Raw genomic sequence first — 22,604 nt, 5'->3', positions numbered from 1 at the left:
AAATAACCTTATATTCTATTAAATTATGACTAACCACATTGCAGCAAAGTTAGACCAGATTCAGCAGCGCATTATTGAGGCCGCAGAGGCAGCACAACGCGACCCTGCCACTATTCAATTATTAGCCGTCAGCAAAACCAAACCGGTATCTGATATCGAACTTGCGTATGAAGCAGGTCAGCGCCATTTTGGGGAAAACTATGTACAAGAGGGCGTTGATAAAGTGCAATCCTTGCAACATTTATCTGACCTAACGTGGCATTTTATCGGTCCAATTCAGTCAAATAAGAGTGCATTAATAAGTAAAGAATTTGCATGGTGTCACACTATTGATCGTCAAAAAATCGCTCGCAGACTCAATGAACAACGGCCCGAGAATTTGCCACCGTTAAACGTCTGCATCCAAGTCAATATTGATAACGAGCCAACCAAGTCAGGTGTTTTGTCTGATGACATTGCACCTTTAGCGGATTTCATCCAGACCCAACCTCGCTTATTATTGCGTGGCTTGATGGCCATACCAAAAGCACAACCTGACCCAATTGAGCAGGCGCAAACATTGTCAAACTTACATTCTCTGTTTGACCAACTGAAACAAAAGTACCCTAGTATGGATACCTTATCGGTTGGAATGAGCGCTGATTTAGCACCTGCTATAGCACATGGTTCGACCATGGTAAGAGTCGGTACTGATATTTTTGGTGCACGCACCCCTAAAACAAAATAATTAAGGAACCTCAATGACAATTCATGCCAACATTGCCTTTATTGGCGCAGGCAATATGACCAGTGCCATCGTCACTGGTATGGTTAAAGCAGGTTACAGTCCTGATAAAATATTACTCACCAATCGCTCTGAGGCAAAATTAATCAGGCTAAAAGACCAGTTGGGGATTAACGTCAGTACCGATAATCATGACGCAATGACATTTGCCGATTACATCGTCTTGGCGGTCAAGCCGCAGATGTTAAGTGACGTCATAAACGCTTTACCTGTGTCATCTAGACAGTCCAAAAAGTATATTTCCATCGCCGCTGGCGTTACTGTTGCGCGTATTCAAGAAATGCTCGGGACATCGTGTGATATTGTGAGAACCATGCCGAATACGCCATCGAGTGTGGGCATGGGGATGACCGGATTGTATGCCAATGTGAATACAGATAAGGTGTTGTGTGATTTGGCCGAATACTGTCTCAATCAAGTCGGCGAAACTTTGTGGGTACGAGACGAAGCAATGATCAATTCGGTTATCGCTGCTGCGGGGTCTGCACCAGCCTATCTTTTCTTGTTTGCAGAAGCCATGCAGGCAAAAGCTGAGAGCTTAGGTTTCTCCAAAGACGATGCCAAATTACTCGTGGCACAAACACTGGCCGGTGCGGGTCAAATGTTACTGCAACATGCCGATACGCCTTTTAGTGAACTGCGAGCGAACGTCACGTCCAAAGGTGGCACAACGGCCAAGGCGATCGAGTCCTTTCAAAATGCTGGGCTAACTGCTATCGTAGGTAATGCAATGCAAGCGGCAGTTGACCGCGCTGAAGAAATGCAAACATTGATTTAAGGAACCTCATGACTGCTTCTCATTTTTTAGTTGAAACCCTATTTGGCCTGTATTTGATGGTCGTGATTTTACGTTTATGGTTACAGCTGGTGCGTGCGGATTTTTATAATCCATTTTCTCAATTTGTGGTTAAGATGACTCAACCCGTTGTCGGACCGCTACGCCGTTTTATCCCTGCAATAGGTAAATTCGATACAGCGACGTTTGTTTTTGCGTTACTCATCGCCTGCTTGAAAATATTTGTGATAGTCGCGTTGGTGCGAGGATTGTCTATTGACCCTGTAAGCTTAGTCATTGTTGGCTTCATTGAAGTGGTTAAGGAAGTATTCAACTTGATGTTTTGGATGTTAATTATTCGTGCATTATTGAGTTGGGTATCACAAGGACAGAACCCGATTGAACTGGTCATCGCGCAACTCACTGAACCGTTTTTACGCCCTATTCGTAAAATAATACCACCGATTGGCGGATTAGATTTGTCCGTTTTGGTTGCTATTATCGCATTACAATTTGTGAAGTTGTTACTATCACAATACATTGGTGCATTTTAAAGATTCGGTGCATTGTTAAAAATTACTGGGGTGTTGATATGCGTAAACTGTTTAGCTTCTTACTGATTGGGTTATTTTGTTTGTCGGCACACGCTGAAATCAAACAAACTTTGGGCCCTTGGGATGTTCACTACATTGTGTTCCCTTCTACGTTTTTGACACCCGAAATTGCCAAAGCCAATGGTTTGGTCCGTTCTAAGTTCAATGCCGTGGTGAATATCTCAGTCTTAGATAAAGACACCAAAGAAGCGCAGATGCCAGATGTTGAAGGCACTGCTCGAAACCTTATAGGTACCAGCAAGGAACTCAAATTTAAACGCGTCGTCGATGGCGATGCGGTCTATTACCTTGCTCCCCTCGCCTACCGCGACCGCGAAACATATCGGTTCAAGGTTACTATTAATGACCGTGGCCAAACAGAAGTGCTAGAGTTTCAACAACAGATGTATGTTGATTAAAACTGAACTTTCTCACAGGTTCTTTTTATTTCAACTTTAGATATGATTGTTTTCCCTTAAACGAACCAATAGTTAAAACAATGAAAATTTTGTCAAATACAGAAACTCAGACTGTCGCGGGCGGCAATGCTTTACTCAGTTTTTTAGTAGGCTATGGGGCAGGTAAAGTTTTGGATGTTTCAATTGATAGCTTTAAAAACCATGTCATTGCGTTCTCGGAACAAGACCATTCTGCAAGCAACCAATATTTTTTGAACAATCGAGAACAGTTTAACCTATTATATTAAGTATTATCTCATTTATGGTAGATAACTTTCTGGCCATATATTTTTAAACAGGAAAAGAAATTAAAATGAATAAATGGATGGTATTTTTTTTGGGCTTATTAGCAAGTCTGCTCATTTCTCACCTACTAAAACTCAATACCTTTGAAGAAGTCATATTGGTTGTTAGTGTGGGAATACTCATCGTTGTTCTTAATCATTTTTATATCAAAACGAAAAAGGCTGACAGAGGATAAAATATAGTACCTTTTTATTTGTGCATTGACACAACACATTACTGGAAATGCTCTCATAGCGCCAAACTACGCTCGGTCCTTTTCCAAACGGATAAATGTTAACGTTGTGTCGTCACTTTGCTCTGGTGCAAAACGATAGCCCGCCACATCAAAACCCGATAATGATTCAACGTCTGTGATGCGATGTTCAATGATCCAACGCGCCATCAGACCACGTGCTTTTTTGGCGTAGAAACTGATGATTTTGACTTTGTCATTTTTTTCATCTTTGAACACTGGGGTGATCAAACGACCCGCTAATTCTTTAGTTTTGACCGCGCTAAAATACTCGTTAGAAGCCAAATTGACCACAACCTCTGAACCCATTGCATTTAGCTCATCGGTAATTTTGTTGCCCCAGAATTCGTAGAGGTTTTTACCGCGCTCGGTAGCCAAAGATGTGCCCATCTCCAGGCGATACGGTTGCATCAAATCAAGTGGTCTCAACACACCGTACAAACCCGATAGGATCCGCAAATGAGACTGAGCAAAAGCAACATCTTCCTCACTCAACGAATACGCATCGAGTCCTGTGTACACATCACCGTTAAACGCATACATAGCTTGACGCGCATTTTCGGGAGCAAATGGCATGGCAAAATCATTAAAGCGCTCGGCATTGAGAATCGCGAGCTTATCGCTTATCCCCATCAACTTAGATAAATCAGCCGGAGTCAGGGTTTTACAGACTTGCGCCAAAGCTTGTGTGTCATCACGCAAAGATAACTGCGAGTACTCTGCTACGGGAACCGGTGTTTTATAATCTAAATTTTTAGCTGGGGATAACAGAACTAACATATTCACTCCTTATTGGTCGGAGCTAGTTTACCATACAAGTAGCAGTCATCTGAATACTTACAAACTTGCTTTGGCTTAGATGGTTTTTTGATAAAAAAATTGATAATCTTGTGCATATTGAATTCCTCTATAATCGTATTACGTCTTAATCGACGTTTTCGATTATGGAACATCATATTGATTTATTCTAAAGGATAAATTCTATCAAGCTAATCGATTTTAAGGATTACCATGGCTGATTTACTCTCCGCATTGAAAAACGTTACCACTGTTGTTGCTGATACCGGTGACATTGAAGCAATCAAAAAATATTCTCCAGTCGATGCGACCACCAATCCATCATTGTTATTGAAAGCAGCAGGTATTCCTGAATATGCCTCAATGATAGAGTCCTCGATTGCATGGGCAAAAGCACAATCAAACGATGCTGACCAACAAGTTATTGATGCTGCAGACAAACTTGCAGTATTGATCGGCAAAGAAATTGTCGGCGTCATCCCCGGACGCATCTCCACGGAAGTGGATGCGCGTCTGTCTTTTAGCACGGAAGCAACCGTCGCAAAAGCGCATAAATTGATCGCTTTGTATGAAGAAGAAGGGATAAGCAAGGACCGCATCTTAATTAAGATTGCGTCCACTTGGGAAGGTATCAAAGCGGCTGAGCAATTGGAAAAAGAAGGTATCAACTGTAATCTGACACTCCTTTTCTCATTTGCTCAAGCAAGAGCTTGTGCGGAAGCGGGTGTCTTTTTGATCTCTCCCTTTGTCGGTCGCATTTTGGATTGGTACAAAGCCAACAGCGAAGGAGATTTTACCGGTGCCAATGATCCAGGCGTCATCTCAGTAACCAATATCTACAACTATTACAAAGACCACGGCTACCCAACTGTTGTCATGGGTGCCAGTTTCCGTAATACCAGTGAAATACTTGAATTGGCAGGTTGTGACCGTTTGACTATCGCGCCAGCATTATTAGAAGAACTTGCCAATACCGACTCTGAGTTGGACGTCAAACTTGTTGATAACGGCGCAACGCAAGCAGCGCCCAATGCACTAACAGAAGCCGAGTTCCGTTGGGATATGAATCAAGATGCGATGGCCACCGAAAAACTCGCCGAAGGCATTCGCAACTTTACCAAAGACCAAATCAAACTTGAGCAACTGTTGGCGGAGAAACTTTAACTATGTTGTCAGCTTGGGATAAACTAAAGGAGTTAGCGAGTCAATCATTGCCGCATATGCGAGAAATGTTTGCCAACGATCCTCTACGCACTCAAACCTATCAGTTAGATGCGGCAGGTTGGCACTTGGATTTTGCCAAAAACCGAATTAATCAAGAGGTTTTCACAGCCCTTGTGAAGCTCGCACAAGAGTCACAAGTAGAAGCCAAACGCGACGCCATGTTCGGCGGCGAGACCATCAATAGTACTGAAGGCCGCGCGGTTTTGCACACTGCTTTGCGTAATTTTTCTGGTGAACCTGTATTGGTAGACGGTCACGATGTGATACCAGAGGTCATGGCAACTTTAAGCAAAATGGAAGCGTTTTGCGACACGATGATTGATCGAACACACCTTGGGTACACGGATAAGCCCATCACTGATGTGGTTAGCATCGGGATTGGCGGTTCTTTTTTAGGTCCCAAAATCATGACTGAAGCACTCAAGCCTTATCAGCACGACGTCTTTAAGGTGCATTTTGTGGCAAATGTTGATGGCTGTCACATACAAGACGTCTTAGCACAGTGCAATCCCGAAACGACGTTTGTATTAATGTCGTCAAAATCATTTAGCACTCAAGAAACCCTGCAAAATACTTTAACCGCAAAATCGTGGTTTCTAGGGTCTGGCGCACCTCAACAAGCCATTGCCAAGCACTTCGCTGCGGTGTCTTCTAACGTGCCTGCAGCAGTAGAATTTGGAATGTCGCCAGATATGGTGTTTCCAATGAATGACTGGGTTGGTGGGCGCTATTCGCTATGGTCTGCGATAGGTTTACCAATTGCGCTGGCAATTGGTTTTACTCATTTTAAGCAGTTACTTGAGGGTGCCTTTGCGATGGATACACACTTCAAGACTGCGCCTCTTGAACAAAATATGCCTGTATTACTTGCTCTTTTGGGGATTTGGTATCGCAATTTTAATGATGCGCAAAGCCATGTGTTACTGCCTTACTATCATTATTTACGTGGCTTCCCAGCTTATGTTCAGCAGTTGGATATGGAAAGTAACGGTAAGCGTAATGCGCTTGATGGATCAGAACTTGGTTACGCAACAGGTCCAATCATTTTTGGTTCTGAGGGAACCAACGGGCAACACTCATTTCATCAACTCATCCATCAAAGTGAAACTCTGTTGCCGGTCGATTTTATTTTCCCATTAAGAGTTCCGGATCAAGACGCAACCCATCACGCTATGCTGGCTGCTAATTGTTTTGGTCAGGCGCAAGCGTTGATGCAGGGGAAAACATTCGATGAATGTTACGCTGATTTACCTGGGGACATGCCCGATCGCGAAGTCATTGCGGCTCACAAAGTCATGCCTGGCAACAAACCGTCCAACACCTTATTGTGTGATGAATTATCACCCTTTAATCTTGGCTCGCTGGTCGCTTTATATGAACATAAAGTGTTTGTACAAGGTGCTATATGGGGCTTAAACAGCTTCGACCAATGGGGTGTTGAACTGGGCAAAGTATTAGGTAATCAAGTGTTGGACGCACTGCAAGGTGCCTCAAATGCTCAGCTTGATAGCTCTACACAAGACTTAGTCAATCGCTATCGCAATGCACAATCCTAATGCAAAACCTTGATTGAGGCCAAATAAAAGACCGTGTGCACTTATCTCACACGGTTTTTTTAATTCTATTGATAGTAATCAATAGTACAAAATATTCTAAATTATTTTCCTACCATTCATGCTTGTTCACTATATAATCAAATTATGTAAGTAATTTCACACGCGCGTAATGAATCTGTCACATACAGGGATTAATTTAACCTACAGGTAATTGATATGCCTTATGGTTTCTTCTTTGGAGCAGATACAAATGGATAGACAGCATTATTTTGATAGGGAAGCATTACACATGGATACCAGTGTACTGGAAGAACAATACACCATCGATAGCGATTCCCCTCCCTCTCGTCGTCGCAGTAAACGCACCAAACGCAAATGGCGAGAAATTGAAGCCTTAAAAGCTAAACTCGAACTTGAAAGAGAGCTTGATAAGTATGATTTTAACTTTGATTTAGACGAAGAAGAATAATCACAGTAAGTAGTGATCTCACCACTCGATTACGGGCTTACCCTTTTTGGTGAGCCATTGGTTCGCCATGATAAAATGGCGGCACCCAAAAAACCCGCGATGTGCCGACAATGGACTAGGATGCGGTGCTTTCAACACACAGTGTTTGCGGTTGTCAATCAGTATGGACAGTTTTTGTGCATGGGCTCCCCATAGCATGAATACAACATTATCGACATAATCACTCACATACCTCACTGCAGCATGCGTAAAATTCTGCCACCCTAACCCACTATGTGAATTTGGTTCACCTTCAGCGACCGTCAATACCGTATTAAGTAATAAGACTCCTTGCTCTGCCCAACGCGTCAAGTCGCCATGCATGGGTATTTGATAATCGGAAAATTCGTGTTCGAGTTCTTTGAAAATATTGCGTAACGAGGGAGGAATATTGATATCTCTGGCAACCGAAAACGCCAAGCCATGTGCTTGATGCGGCCCATGATAAGGGTCTTGGCCAAGGATAACCACTTTAGTGTCGGAAAGCTCGGACATCTTGAACGCTTTCAACACGTCACTCTCCGGTGGATACACTATTTCACCGGAGGCGCGACGCTGAGCCAATGCCTGTTGTAACTCCTTGTAATATGGCAATCCTTGCTGGGTATCTAAAAAAGCCGACCAGCTGGGTGTCATAAGACCTTCTTTGTTAAGCTAATAAATCAAACATGTGTTGTTTAATTAAAGCATAATCTGCCGGTTTATCCACTGCTAATGAGGGCTTATCTGCTACATCCATCAAAGCCTTTGGCAACGCTAAAGGCGCACCCAAAATGTTTTCGACTGATTCTTTGAACTTTGCCGGATGTGCGGTTCCTAAGAATAAACCAATTTCACTCTCTGCCAGGGTATTATGCAGTGCACGATAGGCTACCGCTGCATGTGGCTCACTGGTGTAGCCTAAGCTTTGTAATTGTTTCATGGCCAATTGAGTGTAATCTTCGTCAACGGCGACACCCGTTAGGCAATCTTTTGCCAAAATTCCTTTTTCGAACATCGCTTCAATACGCGGCCAGTTGTTAGGTTGAGACACGTCCATCGCGTTCGAAATCGTGGCAACCGTTTGCTTCGGCGCCCACTCACCATTTTGTAAATAACGCGGTACCGTGTCATTCAAATTCGTTGCCGCGACAAAACGTTTGATTGGTAAACCCAATGCTTTAGCAATCATGCCAGCGGTCAAGTTGCCAAAGTTACCACTGGGAACTGCCACAACCAGCTCATCACGCTTTTCAGCAGGTAGTTGAGCAAACGCCTCAAAGTAATAACAAACCTGGGCCAGAAGGCGAGAAATATTGATAGAGTTTGCTGAGTTCAAATGCAACTCATCGCGCATTTGTTGATCTTCAAATGCTTGCTTAACGATGGCCTGGCACGCATCAAAGTCACCATCAATGGCCACCGTGTGAATGTTGCCACCTAATGTGGTGAATAGCTTTTCTTGTAACGGACTGATTTTGCCCTTAGGGAACAAGATAACCACATTGACATTATCTAGACCATGGAAGGCATGCGCCACAGCCGCACCAGTATCGCCTGATGTGGCGGTAAGAATGGTCACTGGAGCACCTTGGGCTATTTTGGCCAAACACTGCGCCATAAAACGGCCACCAAAATCTTTAAACGCTAACGTTGGTCCGTGAAATAATTCTAAGCAATAGGTGGTATCATCAACTTTAGCCACAGGTGCTGGAAAGTTAAACGCGTTATCGACCAATTCTGAAACTTCAGAGCTGGTAAACTCATCCCCCAACAAATGCTGCAAAATCACCTTAGAGCGTTCTTGTAAAGATAAGGATAGCAAGGCGTCTATATCATCGAGCGGTGAAATGTGTTCGACAAAAAACAAACCTTGATTCCGGCCTAATCCAGTCATCACGGCTTGCTGAAAATTAACTTGTTGAGTCGCGTCTTTTAAATTGACTAAATGCATCGAAGGTACCTTACTTATAGTGTGCGTGTGCCGGCATCGTCGATGCGGCAAATATGACAAAAACCATCGTCATTTTGAATATAGTTGTCTTGTAGATAGGTTGCAATGGCCTGAGCACTTTGCAAATTATCACAAGCTGCGAATACAGTTGGACCTGAGCCTGATATACCAAAACCCAAGGCTCCTTGTGCCATGGCATAGGCACGACTTTCATCGAAATGGGGCAACAGTGACTTGCGATAGGGTTCGGCCAAAACGTCATGGAAAACACTTGCTGCTAATTGCGCATTCTGTGTATGCGAGGCATGAATAAACACCGCAAGTTGACGGCCAAAGGTCAAAGTGGTTGCCGTATCCCACCGTGTTGGCAGCAGTTTTCGAGCAGCAGAAGTCGAGACACTGATGCCGCTATAACACGACACCCAATACCAATCCTTGAACGTTGGAACGAGTTCACAGATCGGATTACCTAGCCCCGTCATAAGCGTCATACCACCAAACAAAGCAGGGGCAACATTATCGTAATGCACCGCACCACTGATTTGCCCTTCGCATTCTCCCATCATAAACAATAACTCATTGTCATCAAAAGGCTTATCATAAAACGCATTTAAGGCATAAAACGCAGCGACGATTGAGCTCGCTGAAGAACCTAATCCACTGCCTATCGGCAATGTCTTATCAAGGTGCAAAGATAACGGTTGCGTCGCTAAGTCACGTTGTTGCATTTGCTCGTGAAAAAAGTGATAACACTGAGTCACAATGTTGTTTTCAGTACCCGACGGTAAACGTTCGGCAAAGCGTCCAGACACCGTCAAAGCATATTCTGGCGCTGGCTCAACGGAGACTTTATCGCCCAATAACGTGCCGTCAATGGGTGCTAAAGCTGCACCTAGGACATCAAAACCAACACTGACATTACCTATCGACGCAGGCGCGTAAGCAGTTATTTTCATGATAGTGAACTCATAGTTCTTGTTTCCACGCTTGGGTACGTAAGATATCAGCAAAGACACCAGCAGCGGTTACAGTAGCACCCGCACCATACCCACGAATGACATAAGGAATTGGGCTGTAGTATGCGGAACGAATAGCGAGGGCATTTTCGCCATCTTTAATGGCTGCCAAAGGATGGTCTTGGGATACAGCTTGGATCTTCACTGCACACTTACCGTCTTTGCTAATGCTTCCCACATAGCGCAGTACTTTGTCTTCGCGCTGTGCTCGGCTTACCAAATCTGCATAGTGACCGTCTGCTTTGGGTAAATTAGCCATAAATGTATCAATATCACCACTGGCATCAAATCCTGGTGGCAATACCGATTCGATATCAATATCGCTTAATTCCAGCGTTAAGCCCGCCTCACGCGCCATAATCAAGAGTTTACGTGCTACATCCATCCCACTCAAATCATCACGAGGGTCTGGTTCAGTGAAGCCGTTTTCTTTGGCGACGGCTGTAGCTGCTGACAAACTCAACCCTTCTTCCAATTTGCCAAACACATAGGACAATGAACCTGACAGGATCCCTTCAAAGCTTTCTAACTCGTCACCAGCATTGAACAATTTTTGCAAATTATCAATGACAGGTAAGCCTGCACCAACGGTAGTTTCATATAAGTACTGACGTTTTTGCGTCATCGTGGCCGCTTTGATTTCAGCGTAATATTGGGTAGAGCCAGTGTTGGCTTTTTTGTTCGGAGTCACCACGTGGAAACCCGCTTCGAGTATATCCACATATTGGTCGGCTACCGATTGCGCAGAGGTACAATCGACAAAAACAGGATTGGTTAAACTGTTGTCCACGACAAACTGCTTGAGCTCCTTTAAGCCATAGTGCACACCACGACTAGTGAGAGCATCACGCCATGCCGCTTCATCCGAGATATCAATGCCGTTATTATCAAATAAAATCTGCTTGGAATTGGCAATGCCGTAAACACGCAAGCGAATCGATTTTTCGGCAAGTGCCGCTTGTTGCTTCGCCATCTGACGGACTAATTCGGCACCCACTGTGCCACAGCCGACTAGGAACACATCGATAAAATGCTGACGACCAAAGAAGTTTTGATGCACGACTTTGATGGCTTTTTTGGCTTTATCGGCATCAATGACCGTTGAGATTGAGCGTTCAGATGAGCCTTGCGCAATGGCAATGTTATTAATACGCGCTTGCGCTAAAGCCTGGAAGAAGCGAGCTGCCATGCCTTTACTGCGCTTCATACCATCACCAACCAGAGTCACAATCGCCAAATCTTCTTTGAAATCAATTGGCTCTAGTAGCTTGTTATGTAGTTCAAGGGCAAATTCATCGTGTAAAATATCCAAGGCTTTACTTTGGTCTTTTTGCGCGATACAAAAGCTAATACTGTATTCAGAGGAGGACTGGGTAATTAACGTGATAGAGATATTACCTCGTGCCATCGAATCAAAAATACGTGTTGCCATACCGACCATACCTTTCATACCTGGGCCGGCAATATTGAGCATCACCATATCGTCAAGATGAGAAATGCCTTTTACATTGGTCCACTTTTCGCTCTTTTCATTCGAGATCAAAGTCCCCGGAGCAGAAGGGTTTAACGTGTTTTTAATTAAACATGGGATATGATGCTGAGCAATCGGGCCAATGGTCTTGGGATGAAGCACTTTGGCACCAAAATAGGATAGCTCCATCGCTTCTTCGTAGGTGAGTTTGTCCATTAACACGGCATTTTCGACTTGTCGTGGGTCGGCGTTGTACACACCGTCCACGTCTGTCCAAATCTCACACACTTCAGCATCAATACACGCAGCGAGGATCGCCGCAGAATAATCTGAACCATTACGCCCTAATGTAACTTTGTCGCCGTCTTCATTCACAGCGACAAACCCAGGCATGATTAACAAGGTTTTACCTGAGTTATCGACATCAGCAAAACGTGCTTTGGACTCAGCCACATTTGCTAACGCATCAAGGAAAGGACCATAAGCTAGGACTTTTTCGGCTGGGTCTACGATTTGCGCGTTAATGCCTCGCGCGGCAAAAATCGACTGCAAAATATTTACCGATACATACTCACCCATGGAAAGTAATTCAGCGGCGGTATTATCTGGGGCACAACCGAGCAGCTGCATACCACGCAGTTTTTCATCCAGTGTCGCAAGAATAGTTTGAATAAAATCTGTTAACTGAGTAAGTGGGAAATTTGCTTCACGCTCACCCAATTCTTGGGCAATGCCATTTAAGGTCATATTGAGCTTGGCGTATAACTCAGAAAAATCCTGTCCTGATGAGGCTTGCTCAATCAATAATGAAAGCGCATTAGTCACGCCCTTCGGTGCAGATAGCACTGCCGCAGCACCGGTGTCGCTATGATATTCTGTGACGATTTTGGCGACGCCTAAGTAACGCTCTGCATCAGCTAGCGACGAACCGCCAAATTTTAAAACTTTCATGTATGCTCCTATTTTCCCCAGTATCTCGAACTTGGTGCTTCCATCACGCTAAAACATAACGCTTAAAAACGAAAAAGCCCGCAGTGGATGCGGGCTTCAGTAGATTTGTGTCGTGCACTAACCAACGTCCGCCCCACTTGGGGTGGTAATAATCATCATGTCGGTGGTGCTTGTTAGTATTATTTTCATGAGGTGATTATCCGTATAGACGTCTAAAAGTCAATGTTTTTATACGATTTTAAGATTATCTGAGTTAACTCAACTTGGCAATCTTTTGAGACTATTGTATTAATGTATATAAGCATAACTTATATCACACTAGCTCTAGATTTTTTTGACAGGTTAACTCATGGATCGCGCACAAAAAATAGCCTACCAAATATTAAGTGGTTTCGATAAAAGTTATCGCTGGTATTCTCGCATTACCAAAGGAGCGCAAGAGCGCTTTGAACAACGCCAATGGGCGGCTTCGCAACAAGCGATAAAAGAGCGTATTACCATCTATGAGCAAAGTCTCAATGAAGTTGTTACTGAAATCTATCAGCATCTCCAACCTCATGCAGAAGGCGATGAGTTTTGGATGTTGATGAAACAAAACTATGCCAAACTGCTCGCCACCCACCCACAATTCGAACTAGCAGAAACCTATTATAATTCAGTCATTGGCCGTATTTTTAAACACCAAAAAATCGACGATCAATACATGTTCATCTCGCCCACTCGCTGTTATCTGCCTGGACCTGATCGAATGAAGGTCATTAACAGTTTTGATGTGGATTGTACCGTCAGTGAAATGTACGAAGAACTTTTTCGCATTTACAAATTTAATGTCCCCTTCGCCGAAAAAGAACGAGACTTGGCCAACCTAGAGCGCGGTCTGCGTGAAGTATTAACCACTGAAGAATTGGCTTCTGTGCATACGATGGAAATGCTCAAGCCGGTATTTTATCGCGGTAAAGCGGCGTATTTGATTGGTCGCATGTGTTTGCCCAAGCAAACTCTGCCATTTGTCATTGCGCTGCGGATCAACAAAGATCGCGAAATTTTTGTCGATGCCTTATTAACAGACCGTCGTGATTTATCCGTGATCTTTGGCTTTGCACGTTCTTATTTTAATGCGGATACTCAGTATCCTGCCGAACTGGTTGCATTCTTAGCTGAGCTTTTGCCCAACAAAAAACAATTCGAACTGTATATGTCTTTGGGCTTTTACAAGCATGGCAAAACGGAATTTTATCGCAATTACCTGGAACATTTGGCATCAACACAAGATAAGTTTGAGTTAGCACCAGGGATCAAAGGGCTGGTAATGACCGTATTTCACCTACCTAGCTATGGCATTGTGTTTAAAGTCATCAAAGACGAATTTGCCGAGAGTAAAAAAATCACGCGAGACTTTGTCAAAAACCGTTATCGCTTGGTCAAAATGTCCGACCGTGTCGGGCGTATGGCGGATACCCATGAGTATGTGAATTATAAGTTCGACTTAGATCGCATCGATGACGAGCTCCTGCGATATCTCAAAGATACCTGTGCATCGAGTCTGATCATTGAAGGCAATACGCTGACCATTACGCATTTGTACATCGAACGCAAAATGACGCCGCTGAATCTGTATCTCAATCAAGAAACCGATGAAGACAAAATCCGTCATGCGATTGATGAGTTGGGTTTATGCATCAAGCAAATCGCCCTAACCAACATCTTCCCCGGCGATATGCTCCACAAAAACTTCGGAATTACTGGCCATGGGCGGGTGATTTTTTATGACTATGACGAGATATGTTATATGGATGAACGGAATTTTCGTGATTTGCCGGTCACCGACGATCCATACGTGCTTGATACTTTATCTGTGGCACCAAACGATGTCTTTCCGCAGCAGTTTGAGCACTTTATTATTGGACGCAAAGTGCATAAAGATATCCTAAAGGAGCTCCACGGCGAGATCATGACCGCAGAGTACTGGCGTAAAATCCAAGAGATCTGTAAAGAAGGAAAGTACTTAAACTTTACGCCATATAACCCGAAAAAGAGCTTCCATTATAATCCTGACAGGCATTACGATTATTTGCACTAAGGGTTGAGTGTGATGACTAACCCTGTAACTTGTGTGCCTTTCATATACATCTTTTCACATCACGTAGACTAAAATACATAACGCCCATAGACTCCAAATATTTCCGAGTCTGAATACTTGGTATACTTAACACCGCCAATTAAACTGCCCCAGTATTTTTGCACGCCAAGATTATAGGCTTTTTGGTCACTACCTTCCCGCCAAAACTGCCATTCTAGTCCTGCTGAAATTTCCCAGTCATGAGATAACATGTGTCGAGCATTGGTTTCTAACATAAGATATTCAGTGCCAGTTGAAATTGCCTCTATGCCATTACTCAAACCCAAATCGATCTCACCATAACCCAGCTGATAATCAATGTGTGTTGCCGATGAAATTGATTGAATATAACCGATAGACAATTCCCACTTATCAGCCGTAAATTCCTCACCAAACTTGTTGTCTTTGGTATCAAAGTAAGTGCCTTCCACAAAAAAATCACTGCCCAAGCGTTTGCTCGCAATGACTTCGAATCCTTGAGCGGTAAATTGCGGGATATCAGCAAACTCGATTTGTGTGGCTCCACCCTGAAGGTAATTATAAGGCAGGGGCATTGGCTCAGCTACCGACAACGGGCTCAATACAAACGCCGTGAGTAATGTCATTTTTTTCACAATAAATCATGTCCTAAGAAGTGGAATTATGGATAGTTCAGATTGCTCTAACTGATTTAGTCCATGATTATTGTGGGTAATTGGAGCGCTTTAATACAGTAGTACTTTGTAAAGCTTTGTAAGCTTTTGTAATTTGTGGTTAGCGCACCAAATGCCAGTGGGTCTGACGACCTGCGAGATACCATACTTTCTCACCATCAAACAACGCGCTTTGCTCTAGTTTAATTTGTACCCATTGATTATCCCATTCGGGCACTTGGGTTTTGATGTTCCCCTCAATGGCATAAGCAGTGTCAGGATACAGCGGATAATCACCGCGGATTGGCGTTGGGCCTTGGTTATCCCACATGCCAATGGTTGGTCCCGAGGCATGGCCGACGAAACCAATGGGATGCGTATAAGTAGAGCTCAAAATACCCTGCGCTGTGGCTTTTTCTTGGGTCGCAGCAAGAATTTCATTGCCTGTACGCCCCATTACAAACTCGCTGGTCAAAATATCTTGCCATGTATTGCCAATCGCCATGGCATCTTTGAGACCTTGTGGTGCATCGGTTTCGCCTAAGTTTAATACATAGGCCATTTCTTGCGTATCCGTGCATTGATTGAGATAACAAATGCCCACATCGGTATGCAGTATATCTCCGCGCATAATGACAATTCCTTCTTTGCCCATAAACACATCGTCTTTGGTGGTGGCATCGCCGCGACGCTGAATATTCACATAAGGCTGAAACCATGGCCGAAGCTGTAATTCTTCAAAGCGATTACGCAGATACCAAGCCACATCATCGGTGGTCGTTTTTCCTGGCGTAATGACTTTATTTGAAAAGCCCTCCGCGATGACGGCTCGCGCAATATTTACGACTTGCGGATAGACTTGTTGTTCGAGGGGACTTCTGGTTTCAAGCCAACGCAACACAAGCTTTTCAGCACTGACTAAGCGCTCTTCATATTTTGGCGGTAATGCCTCACGCAATAACTGCTCTAGACCTGCCGATAAGCCATCCGCCATCGGCCAATCACGACTGATGTTAATACCGATGCGCTTGGGGTCGCGCTGTGCAATTACTTCAGCAAGACGCGCCCATTGTTGTTCCAATGAACCGCCCTCCCATACGGTTGGGTAGGTATCGCCAATGGCATAGCGACTGACACTAAAGCGCTCTACACCATCATCGGTTTTAGCAAACACCAAGATAGTCGTGCGACGCGCGGCAAAGGTTGGCTGTGGCACTAGGGTATAAAAAAGTTTATCTTCTCCGTACTCACGGTTGATGACTAGCCACATATCAATATCGGATTCAGCCATGAGCTCTGGCAACAACTTATCTAAGCGCTCTTCAAGCATGGCATTGATAGGTTCAATACGTTCTTTAAACGGCAAAACAGCTGGCATATCGCTAATCACACGCCCTTGTTCAAACACTGGAGAAGTAGCATGTGAAAAAGCGCTAAAAGAAGCGACTGTTAAAGCAAAAACTAATGAAAATACAAGGCGATACATAAACTGTCCTGTTTTTATAATTATCTACAGGGTTTAATGTAAAAAGAAAGTGGCGATTTTGCAAATGCCTTGCTAACGCCTTGCCAAGATTTTATCCAAATGATTCGCAAACGCCTGCTTATCCTGCTGACTAAGCGGTGGTGGTCCACCAGATTGCACACCTGACGCGCGCATCGTATCCATAAAATCGCGTATATTCAGCCGACTCTTGATGTTTTCTTTGCTATGTAATTCACCGCGAGGACTCAAGGCTTGGGCGCCTTTGGTAATGACTTCATCCGCGAGCGGAATATCACTTGTGATCACCAAATCACCAGCTTCGACGCGCTTGACGATTTCGTCATCGGCCACATCAAATCCGCTTTCTACTACCATAGAGGTAATCCAAGGGGTGGGTGGTGTTTTTAAATAGTGATTGGCCACTAAGGTCAATGGCACTGAAGTACGCTGAGACGCTTTAAACAGAATCTCTTTAATTGCCACCGGACAAGCATCCGCATCGACCCAAATTTTCATATCACCCTTCACTTATAGCCAATATTCACGAGTTGTATACCTTTAGGTAAGGTAAACTCTTTATAGTTACGTATTAAGGGTCAGTGTAACATTTTGATTTTCTGTATAACAATCTCAATAAAATAAAAGGAATCGCACATGAAATGGGTCGTATTTAATCAAAAAGGCGGTGTCGGCAAATCTACCTTATGCACCAACTTAGCGGCATCTGGCGCCATGCAAGGTCGCGCATCTCTACTCGTTGATTTAGATCCCCAAGGCAACAGTACCTTTTATGCTGGGACGCCCATTGATGATAAGATCTTGACCGTGGCAGATATGTTCAAACAGGTCGTTGGCTGGTTTGGTGACAAAAAGACCCCGATGGATTTTGTCCAACCAAGTATCATTGATAATTTTAACGTGATGCCATCTGCGCCCGACTTAGCTGAGTTAGAACGAGAGCTAGAATCACGCTACAAGATGTTTAAGTTAAGAGAAACACTTCAAGCGCTCGATAACACCTTTGATGATATATGGATTGATACGGCGCCTAATTTTAACTTTTACACCAAAGCCGCGCTTATCGCAGCGGATGGTTTCGTCGTTCCGGTGGACTGCGACGACTTTTCAGTACAGGCCGTTACCCGCTTGCTCGATAACGTCATGGAAATCAAAGCCGACCACAATCCCGATTTAATTTTCGGCGGGATCATGATCAATCAATACCACGCACAAGCCAACTATCCACAAAAACTGAGCGCGCAATTAACCGAGCAAGGTTTACCTTTGTTCGAGAATAAAATACACTCCGCGATCAAAGTCAAAGAATCTCATGCAGAGCAGCGTCCCATCGTGGTGGGTCATCCAAAACACAAGGTGAGCCAGCAGATTAATGCGCTACATGATGAAATCATGCGAAATTACCGATAACGCTTTTATTTATAGAGTCACATGATCAACGAAATCAAATACCAATTTGGCAATGCCCAAGACGCTACGAGGTTTCTAAACACCCTTACGCCTTGGACAGAAGGCCCTGTCAAAGCGCGTTTTTATGACAGCGATAGTAGTGTTATTGTCACCTATGAGCAAGATCCCAAAGCATTTGATTACACCTGCAGTAAACTTGATGATTTGGCAGAAAGCATGGGAGGCAGTGAATTGTGAAAGCCTGCGCTGTACATATCCTAGTCAAAACTGAAAAAGAGGCACAAGACCTGTTACGCCAGCTCAAAAAAGGCAAAAACTTCTCCGAACTGGCGCGCAAACATTCACTGTGCCCCTCGGGCAAAAAAGACGGTGGAAATTTGGGTGAGTTTCGTCGTGGTCAAATGGTCAAGCAATTTGATGATGTAGTGTTTAAAAAGCCCGTACTAGAACTGCACGGGCCGGTACGAACCAAATTTGGTTTTCACATCATTAAGACGCTCTACCGCAACTAATCTTGACGCTGCATAAATATCGTTACCTCAGCCACCACAAGCCCAAACTTTTTAATGTAGGAACGATTCATTAAAGTATCGTCATCCATGGCAAAAAACCAGTCATCAAAGTTCACTGAGTAAGTCGTGCCATCCACCGTTAAATCCATTTCATAAACAAAGTTAAACGCATTGCCAAACGCCTTACCCGTCGCGTTACCATTGATATCGCCTGCTGTTCCAATATAGGTGCCGTCAGTCTGAGGGGTTAAGCGCCATACGCGCGTTTTGGCTCCCTCGCCAACAATATATTGAAACGTTTCATCCAACACCAAAGTGTTTCCATCCATAGAGCCATCAATATCAACAATGAATCTTTGCACGACCTCACCGGAACGATTCTGTACGATGCCCCATGCAGTCACTTCACCCACAAAAAAGTCTTCCAAATCGAAGTTCGGCTGCTTACCTAAATAATCATTGCCATCTATGGATAAAGTACATCCTGATAAAAGGGCTATTGTGCCGAGCGCCATCAGTATTTTTTTCATCGCTATTCTCCTAATAATTTACGGCGTAATTTTGGCTCTGAGGTCTTAGGTGATAACCAAATGCCAAAAAACGCTTTACTAAATTCGCTATCTTCGACTTCCCCAACAAAGGTGTCGTTGTAATAAAAACGCGCGGAGCCTTCTGCTGTTTGAATTCCCACAAGCGTGTCCCCCTCTTTTACATTGGGGAATAGACTGCTCATTTGATTTTTCCAAGATTCAAGCTGTGTTGTATCCTGCCAACCTTGATTCTGCATTTCATCAACGCTGCGTTTGGCAATGTCCTGACCAGCAAAATCCATCAAGTACGTCAGACTTAGAGCAAATGGCGTATCTGCAAGATAACCAGTTGACGGTGTATATAAGGTTGCATCATACACATTCCAAAATAGTACCTTTAATCGCCCCTCACCTAACATCTGTGCATTAGGCACAGAATCCAAAACGTAAGTGGGCACTTGCTCATTAGCTTTCACATCCATCCCAAACAACGAGGTGAATAACCATAAGAAGACGACAACAGTTTTTCTCATATTGGCTCCTTTACCCTTATCTCATACCTCTGTGGTACCATAAAATATATGCGTTAAACTTTCAGTTTTTAATCTTTACGTATGATGCAGCAAATAAGACTCAAATTGCCCAGCCCATTACAACAATTAAGTTTGAATTCAGAAAATATCGGCGCTCCTATTGCAGAAAATCATGGTGCTACGAAATTATTATGGTGCAAACGAGACGACCTGATTCATCCCATTATCAGTGGCAACAAATGGCGTAAACTCGTGCATACTTTGACTCACCACAACGGTATTCATCACATCATTAGCTATGGTGGTGGTTTTTCAAATCATTTGCATGCTTTAGGCTATATCTGTTACCGAGAAAATATCCATTTTACCGCGCGGATCCGTGGTGATTACCGAAAGCACCCAACCCCGATGATTACCGATTTAAGCAACTGGGGCACACAGATTGAATACCTTGACAAGCAAGCCTTCAAACAGGTTAGAGAACAGCCCCATCAATCAATCCAAGACGGCGTGTTAGTCATTCCTGAAGGTGGATTTACGCAATCTGGATTGGCAGGGGTTGGTGTAATCATTCAAGAATTACTGGCACAGCACCAAGCGTTTGCCACAGAAGCGGTGACCATTGTTGTGCCCGTCGCAACCGGAACAACACTGGCGGGTTTAGTCAAACAAGCACCAGCAAACTGGTTCATTCAAGGCATTGCCGTGCTAAAAGGACAGCAATATTTGGAGAATAATGTGCATGCCCTTATTGGTGATTCTTACACAAACTGGCACATCAATCATGAATTTCATGCAGGCGGTTATGCGAAAAAGACCCCAGAATTGAACGATTTTTTAGATCAATGGGATCATGAAGCTTGCCCTATTGAACCGGTGTACTCTGGCAAAGCTGTATGGGGATTAAACAATCTCATCGAACAGCAAAAAATAAACAGCAAACATATCATTTACTTACATACCGGTGGCCTACAAGGAGCAAGAAAAGCCTGAATTTCTGAACTAATCTTATAAACACAACGTTTATATTATAAACTCATGCAACCTGTGGTGGTCTATGTCAGAACCTGATATTCAAACAACACTTGAGCGCATGCTTCAATCGAGCATTGATTTGTGTCGAACGCTTTTAAAGCATAACGAAACGTTTTATCCCTTTGCATCTGTCGCGATTGATGGTGATATTCAGTGTATCTTCCATTCGGAAGGCGTACATCGAGAACATCAAATAATCGAACAGTTAGAGGACGAAATCTGGGCGCGTACTCATCAAGTTCAACAATCTTTATCAGTTCTGGTATATTCAGGGCTTATGGTCGATGATCGTGGGCACAAACGCGATGTGGTCGTGTGCGATGTCACCACACAAGAAGGCGAACAACAACAGATTTACTATCCGGTTAACTTTGCCTGTGCTAACCCACAAATTGGGGCGCCATTTACCTCCGAATAGATCTGCAATAATCATTGGTTTATTGCGACTTTTGGTTTATTATCCGCCCAAAATGACCTAACCTTTTTTAGGAAAATTCTATGTCAAAAGTATTGATCATCGGTGCTGGTGGTGTTGCCGCGGTGACCGTCAAAAAATGCGCTCGTCTCACTGAGTATTTTTCAGAAATCTACTTAGCTTCTCGCACTGTTTCAAAATGCGAAGCGCTGCAACGCGAAGTGGGTGCGGACCGTGTCAAAGCGGTTTTTGCAGTCGACGCTGATAATGCAGATGAAGTAACTGCGCTGATTCAACAAACGCAACCTGATTTGGTCGTTAATTTAGCCCTGCCTTACCAAGATTTGCCGATCATGGATGCGTGTTTAGCGTGTGGCGTTGATTACTTAGACACGGCTAATTACGAGCCCAAAGACGAAGCCAAATTTGAATACTCTTGGCAGTGGGCATATCAAGATAAGTTTAAAGAAAAAGGTTTGATGGCTTTGTTGGGCTCAGGCTTTGATCCAGGTGTGACCAATGTCTATACCGCCTACGCAGCCAAGCATTATTTTGATGAAATCCATTATTTGGATATCGTCGATTGTAACGGCGGTGACCACGGTCAAGCTTTTGCAACGAACTTCAATCCAGAAATCAACATTCGTGAAATCACCCAGCGTGGGCGTTTTTGGGAAAATGGCGAATGGAAGGAAACCGATCCACTCAGCGTGCGCGAAGATTTGGATTATCAAAACATTGGCGTTCGCGCATCTTACTTGATGTATCACGAGGAACTTGAATCCATCGTCAAAAACTTCCCAAGCATTAAGCGTGCCCGCTTTTGGATGACGTTTGGCGACGCTTACCTAAACCACTTACGTGTGTTAGAAGGCATTGGTATGACGTCAATCGAGCCAATCGACTTCCAAGGACAGCAGATTGTCCCTCTAGAGTTCCTAAAAGCCGTTCTTCCAAACCCTGGCTCACTTGCTGAAGGCTACACTGGCATGACGTGTATCGGGACCTATATTACTGGTATCAAAGACGGACAAAAGAAAACCATTTTTATCTATAACAACTGTGACCACGCAGCCTGTTTCGAAGAAGTCGGTGCACAAGCTGTCTCTTATACAACGGGTGTTCCGGCTATGATTGGCGCTGCGTTGATGCTGAATGGGACATGGCGTAAAGAGGGTGTCGTCAATATGGAAGAAATGGATCCAGACCCGTTTATGGCGATGCTTAACGAACACGGGTTGCCGTGGCATGTACTAGAATGCGACGCTCCGTTTAGCGACCACTAAGTCATACTGACAGTTTTAAGGAT

25 protein-coding genes are annotated in these 22,604 nt (G+C 43.9%); 15 read left to right on the top strand and 10 right to left on the bottom strand.

Annotated features, from left to right (window positions below; all coding sequences use genetic code 11):
- Positions 1 to 25 precede the first annotated feature (25 nt).
- From NLG07_RS05520 to NLG07_RS05500, 5 genes are all read left to right on the top strand, one after another.
- Positions 26 to 727: a YggS family pyridoxal phosphate-dependent enzyme gene (locus NLG07_RS05520; protein ID WP_254856693.1), complete on the top strand. Its 702-nt coding sequence runs from the start codon at positions 26 to 28 to the stop codon at positions 725 to 727.
- A 13-nt stretch (positions 728 to 740) separates the two neighbouring features.
- Positions 741 to 1,562 (top strand): pyrroline-5-carboxylate reductase, encoded by an 822-nt coding sequence (gene proC, locus NLG07_RS05515; protein WP_254856692.1) that lies wholly within the window; start codon positions 741 to 743, stop codon positions 1,560 to 1,562.
- An 8-nt stretch (positions 1,563 to 1,570) separates the two neighbouring features.
- Positions 1,571 to 2,113 carry a YggT family protein gene (locus tag NLG07_RS05510; RefSeq protein WP_254856691.1) on the top strand — a complete coding sequence of 181 codons (543 nt, stop codon included), beginning with the start codon at positions 1,571 to 1,573 and terminating at the stop codon, positions 2,111 to 2,113.
- 38 nt (positions 2,114 to 2,151) lie between these two features.
- Positions 2,152 to 2,571 carry a DUF4426 domain-containing protein gene (locus tag NLG07_RS05505; protein ID WP_254856690.1) on the top strand — a complete coding sequence of 140 codons (420 nt, stop codon included), beginning with the start codon at positions 2,152 to 2,154 and terminating at the stop codon, positions 2,569 to 2,571.
- An 80-nt stretch (positions 2,572 to 2,651) separates the two neighbouring features.
- Positions 2,652 to 2,858, top strand: a complete 207-nt coding sequence (locus tag NLG07_RS05500; protein WP_254856689.1) for a hypothetical protein — start codon at positions 2,652 to 2,654, stop codon at positions 2,856 to 2,858.
- 299 nt (positions 2,859 to 3,157) lie between these two features.
- Here the strand turns inward: NLG07_RS05500 and yaaA are convergent, their stop codons facing one another.
- On the bottom strand, positions 3,158 to 3,928 hold the full coding sequence (yaaA, locus tag NLG07_RS05495) for a peroxide stress protein YaaA (protein ID WP_254856688.1): 771 nt from the start codon (positions 3,926 to 3,928) through the stop codon (positions 3,158 to 3,160).
- Between the two features lie 231 nt (positions 3,929 to 4,159).
- Here yaaA and tal point away from each other — a divergent pair, with 231 nt between their 5' ends.
- The 3 genes from tal (at position 4,160) to NLG07_RS05480 (ending at position 7,195) form a co-directional block, all read left to right on the top strand.
- Entirely contained in the window at positions 4,160 to 5,110 is a 951-nt protein-coding gene (gene tal, locus NLG07_RS05490; RefSeq protein WP_254856687.1) for a transaldolase, read from the top strand.
- Between the two features lie 2 nt (positions 5,111 to 5,112).
- Positions 5,113 to 6,726 (top strand): glucose-6-phosphate isomerase, encoded by a 1,614-nt coding sequence (gene pgi, locus NLG07_RS05485; RefSeq protein WP_254856686.1) that lies wholly within the window; start codon positions 5,113 to 5,115, stop codon positions 6,724 to 6,726.
- 289 nt (positions 6,727 to 7,015) lie between these two features.
- Positions 7,016 to 7,195, top strand: coding sequence for a DUF3545 family protein (locus NLG07_RS05480; protein WP_254856817.1), 180 nt, complete (start codon positions 7,016 to 7,018; stop codon positions 7,193 to 7,195).
- A gap of 18 nt (positions 7,196 to 7,213) precedes the next feature.
- On the opposite strand, the gene ung is transcribed toward NLG07_RS05480, so the two are convergent.
- From ung to thrA, 4 genes are read right to left on the bottom strand one after another with little or no spacing between them, the layout of a single operon-like run.
- The gene (ung, locus tag NLG07_RS05475) at positions 7,214 to 7,870 is read right to left on the bottom strand and encodes a uracil-DNA glycosylase (RefSeq protein ID WP_254856685.1); all 657 of its coding nucleotides are present in this window, start codon (positions 7,868 to 7,870) and stop codon (positions 7,214 to 7,216) included.
- Positions 7,871 to 7,883: 13 nt separating this feature from the next.
- A complete protein-coding gene (gene thrC / locus NLG07_RS05470; protein WP_254856684.1) occupies positions 7,884 to 9,167 on the bottom strand; it encodes a threonine synthase in 1,284 nt (427 codons plus the stop codon).
- A gap of 14 nt (positions 9,168 to 9,181) precedes the next feature.
- Positions 9,182 to 10,123, bottom strand: coding sequence for a homoserine kinase (gene thrB / locus NLG07_RS05465; RefSeq protein ID WP_254856683.1), 942 nt, complete (start codon positions 10,121 to 10,123; stop codon positions 9,182 to 9,184).
- Between the two features lie 10 nt (positions 10,124 to 10,133).
- Positions 10,134 to 12,605, bottom strand: coding sequence for a bifunctional aspartate kinase/homoserine dehydrogenase I (gene thrA, locus NLG07_RS05460; protein WP_254856681.1), 2,472 nt, complete (start codon positions 12,603 to 12,605; stop codon positions 10,134 to 10,136).
- Between the two features lie 349 nt (positions 12,606 to 12,954).
- Here thrA and aceK point away from each other — a divergent pair, with 349 nt between their 5' ends.
- The gene (aceK, locus tag NLG07_RS05455; protein WP_254856680.1) at positions 12,955 to 14,685 is read left to right on the top strand and encodes a bifunctional isocitrate dehydrogenase kinase/phosphatase; all 1,731 of its coding nucleotides are present in this window, start codon (positions 12,955 to 12,957) and stop codon (positions 14,683 to 14,685) included.
- A gap of 68 nt (positions 14,686 to 14,753) precedes the next feature.
- Here the strand turns inward: aceK and NLG07_RS05450 are convergent, their stop codons facing one another.
- The 3 genes from NLG07_RS05450 to NLG07_RS05440 all read right to left on the bottom strand — a co-directional run bounded on the left by NLG07_RS05450 (position 14,754) and on the right by NLG07_RS05440 (position 17,358).
- A complete protein-coding gene (locus NLG07_RS05450) occupies positions 14,754 to 15,338 on the bottom strand; it encodes a hypothetical protein (protein WP_254856679.1) in 585 nt (194 codons plus the stop codon).
- A gap of 139 nt (positions 15,339 to 15,477) precedes the next feature.
- The gene (locus tag NLG07_RS05445; RefSeq protein ID WP_254856678.1) at positions 15,478 to 16,842 is read right to left on the bottom strand and encodes a M24 family metallopeptidase; all 1,365 of its coding nucleotides are present in this window, start codon (positions 16,840 to 16,842) and stop codon (positions 15,478 to 15,480) included.
- A 72-nt stretch (positions 16,843 to 16,914) separates the two neighbouring features.
- Positions 16,915 to 17,358, bottom strand: coding sequence for a YaiI/YqxD family protein (locus tag NLG07_RS05440; RefSeq protein ID WP_254856677.1), 444 nt, complete (start codon positions 17,356 to 17,358; stop codon positions 16,915 to 16,917).
- A 138-nt stretch (positions 17,359 to 17,496) separates the two neighbouring features.
- Between NLG07_RS05440 and NLG07_RS05435 the strand changes: the two genes are divergently transcribed.
- Genes NLG07_RS05435 through ppiC form a run of 3 tightly spaced genes read left to right on the top strand, consistent with a single transcriptional unit; the run spans position 17,497 to position 18,782 of the window.
- Positions 17,497 to 18,270, top strand: a complete 774-nt coding sequence (locus NLG07_RS05435) for a ParA family protein (RefSeq protein WP_254856676.1) — start codon at positions 17,497 to 17,499, stop codon at positions 18,268 to 18,270.
- A 21-nt stretch (positions 18,271 to 18,291) separates the two neighbouring features.
- Entirely contained in the window at positions 18,292 to 18,507 is a 216-nt protein-coding gene (locus NLG07_RS05430) for a hypothetical protein (protein ID WP_254856675.1), read from the top strand.
- A complete protein-coding gene (gene ppiC, locus NLG07_RS05425) occupies positions 18,501 to 18,782 on the top strand; it encodes a peptidylprolyl isomerase PpiC (RefSeq protein WP_254856816.1) in 282 nt (93 codons plus the stop codon). Before NLG07_RS05430 ends, ppiC begins: the two co-directional genes overlap by 7 nt.
- Here ppiC and NLG07_RS05420 read toward each other — a convergent pair.
- Complete coding sequence (locus tag NLG07_RS05420) at positions 18,779 to 19,312, bottom strand: DUF3833 family protein (protein WP_254856673.1); 534 nt, start codon at positions 19,310 to 19,312, stop codon at positions 18,779 to 18,781. The genes ppiC and NLG07_RS05420 overlap by 4 nt on opposite strands.
- A gap of 2 nt (positions 19,313 to 19,314) precedes the next feature.
- Complete coding sequence (locus tag NLG07_RS05415; RefSeq protein ID WP_254856672.1) at positions 19,315 to 19,845, bottom strand: chalcone isomerase family protein; 531 nt, start codon at positions 19,843 to 19,845, stop codon at positions 19,315 to 19,317.
- An 81-nt stretch (positions 19,846 to 19,926) separates the two neighbouring features.
- On the opposite strand from NLG07_RS05415, the gene NLG07_RS05410 reads away from it, so the two are divergent.
- The 3 genes from NLG07_RS05410 (at position 19,927) to NLG07_RS05400 (ending at position 22,581) form a co-directional block, all read left to right on the top strand.
- Complete coding sequence (locus NLG07_RS05410; protein ID WP_254856671.1) at positions 19,927 to 20,838, top strand: 1-aminocyclopropane-1-carboxylate deaminase/D-cysteine desulfhydrase; 912 nt, start codon at positions 19,927 to 19,929, stop codon at positions 20,836 to 20,838.
- 64 nt (positions 20,839 to 20,902) lie between these two features.
- A complete protein-coding gene (locus tag NLG07_RS05405) occupies positions 20,903 to 21,298 on the top strand; it encodes a hypothetical protein (protein ID WP_254856670.1) in 396 nt (131 codons plus the stop codon).
- Between the two features lie 80 nt (positions 21,299 to 21,378).
- Complete coding sequence (locus NLG07_RS05400) at positions 21,379 to 22,581, top strand: saccharopine dehydrogenase family protein (protein WP_254856669.1); 1,203 nt, start codon at positions 21,379 to 21,381, stop codon at positions 22,579 to 22,581.
- Positions 22,582 to 22,604: the final 23 nt, after the last annotated feature.

It is taken from the genome of Alteromonas sp. LMIT006 (assembly GCF_024300645.1).
Taxonomy (GTDB): Bacteria; Pseudomonadota; Gammaproteobacteria; order Enterobacterales; family Alteromonadaceae; genus Opacimonas; species Opacimonas immobilis.
Note: the sequence above shows the minus strand (reverse complement) of the source record. Positions and strands in the feature narration are given on the sequence as shown.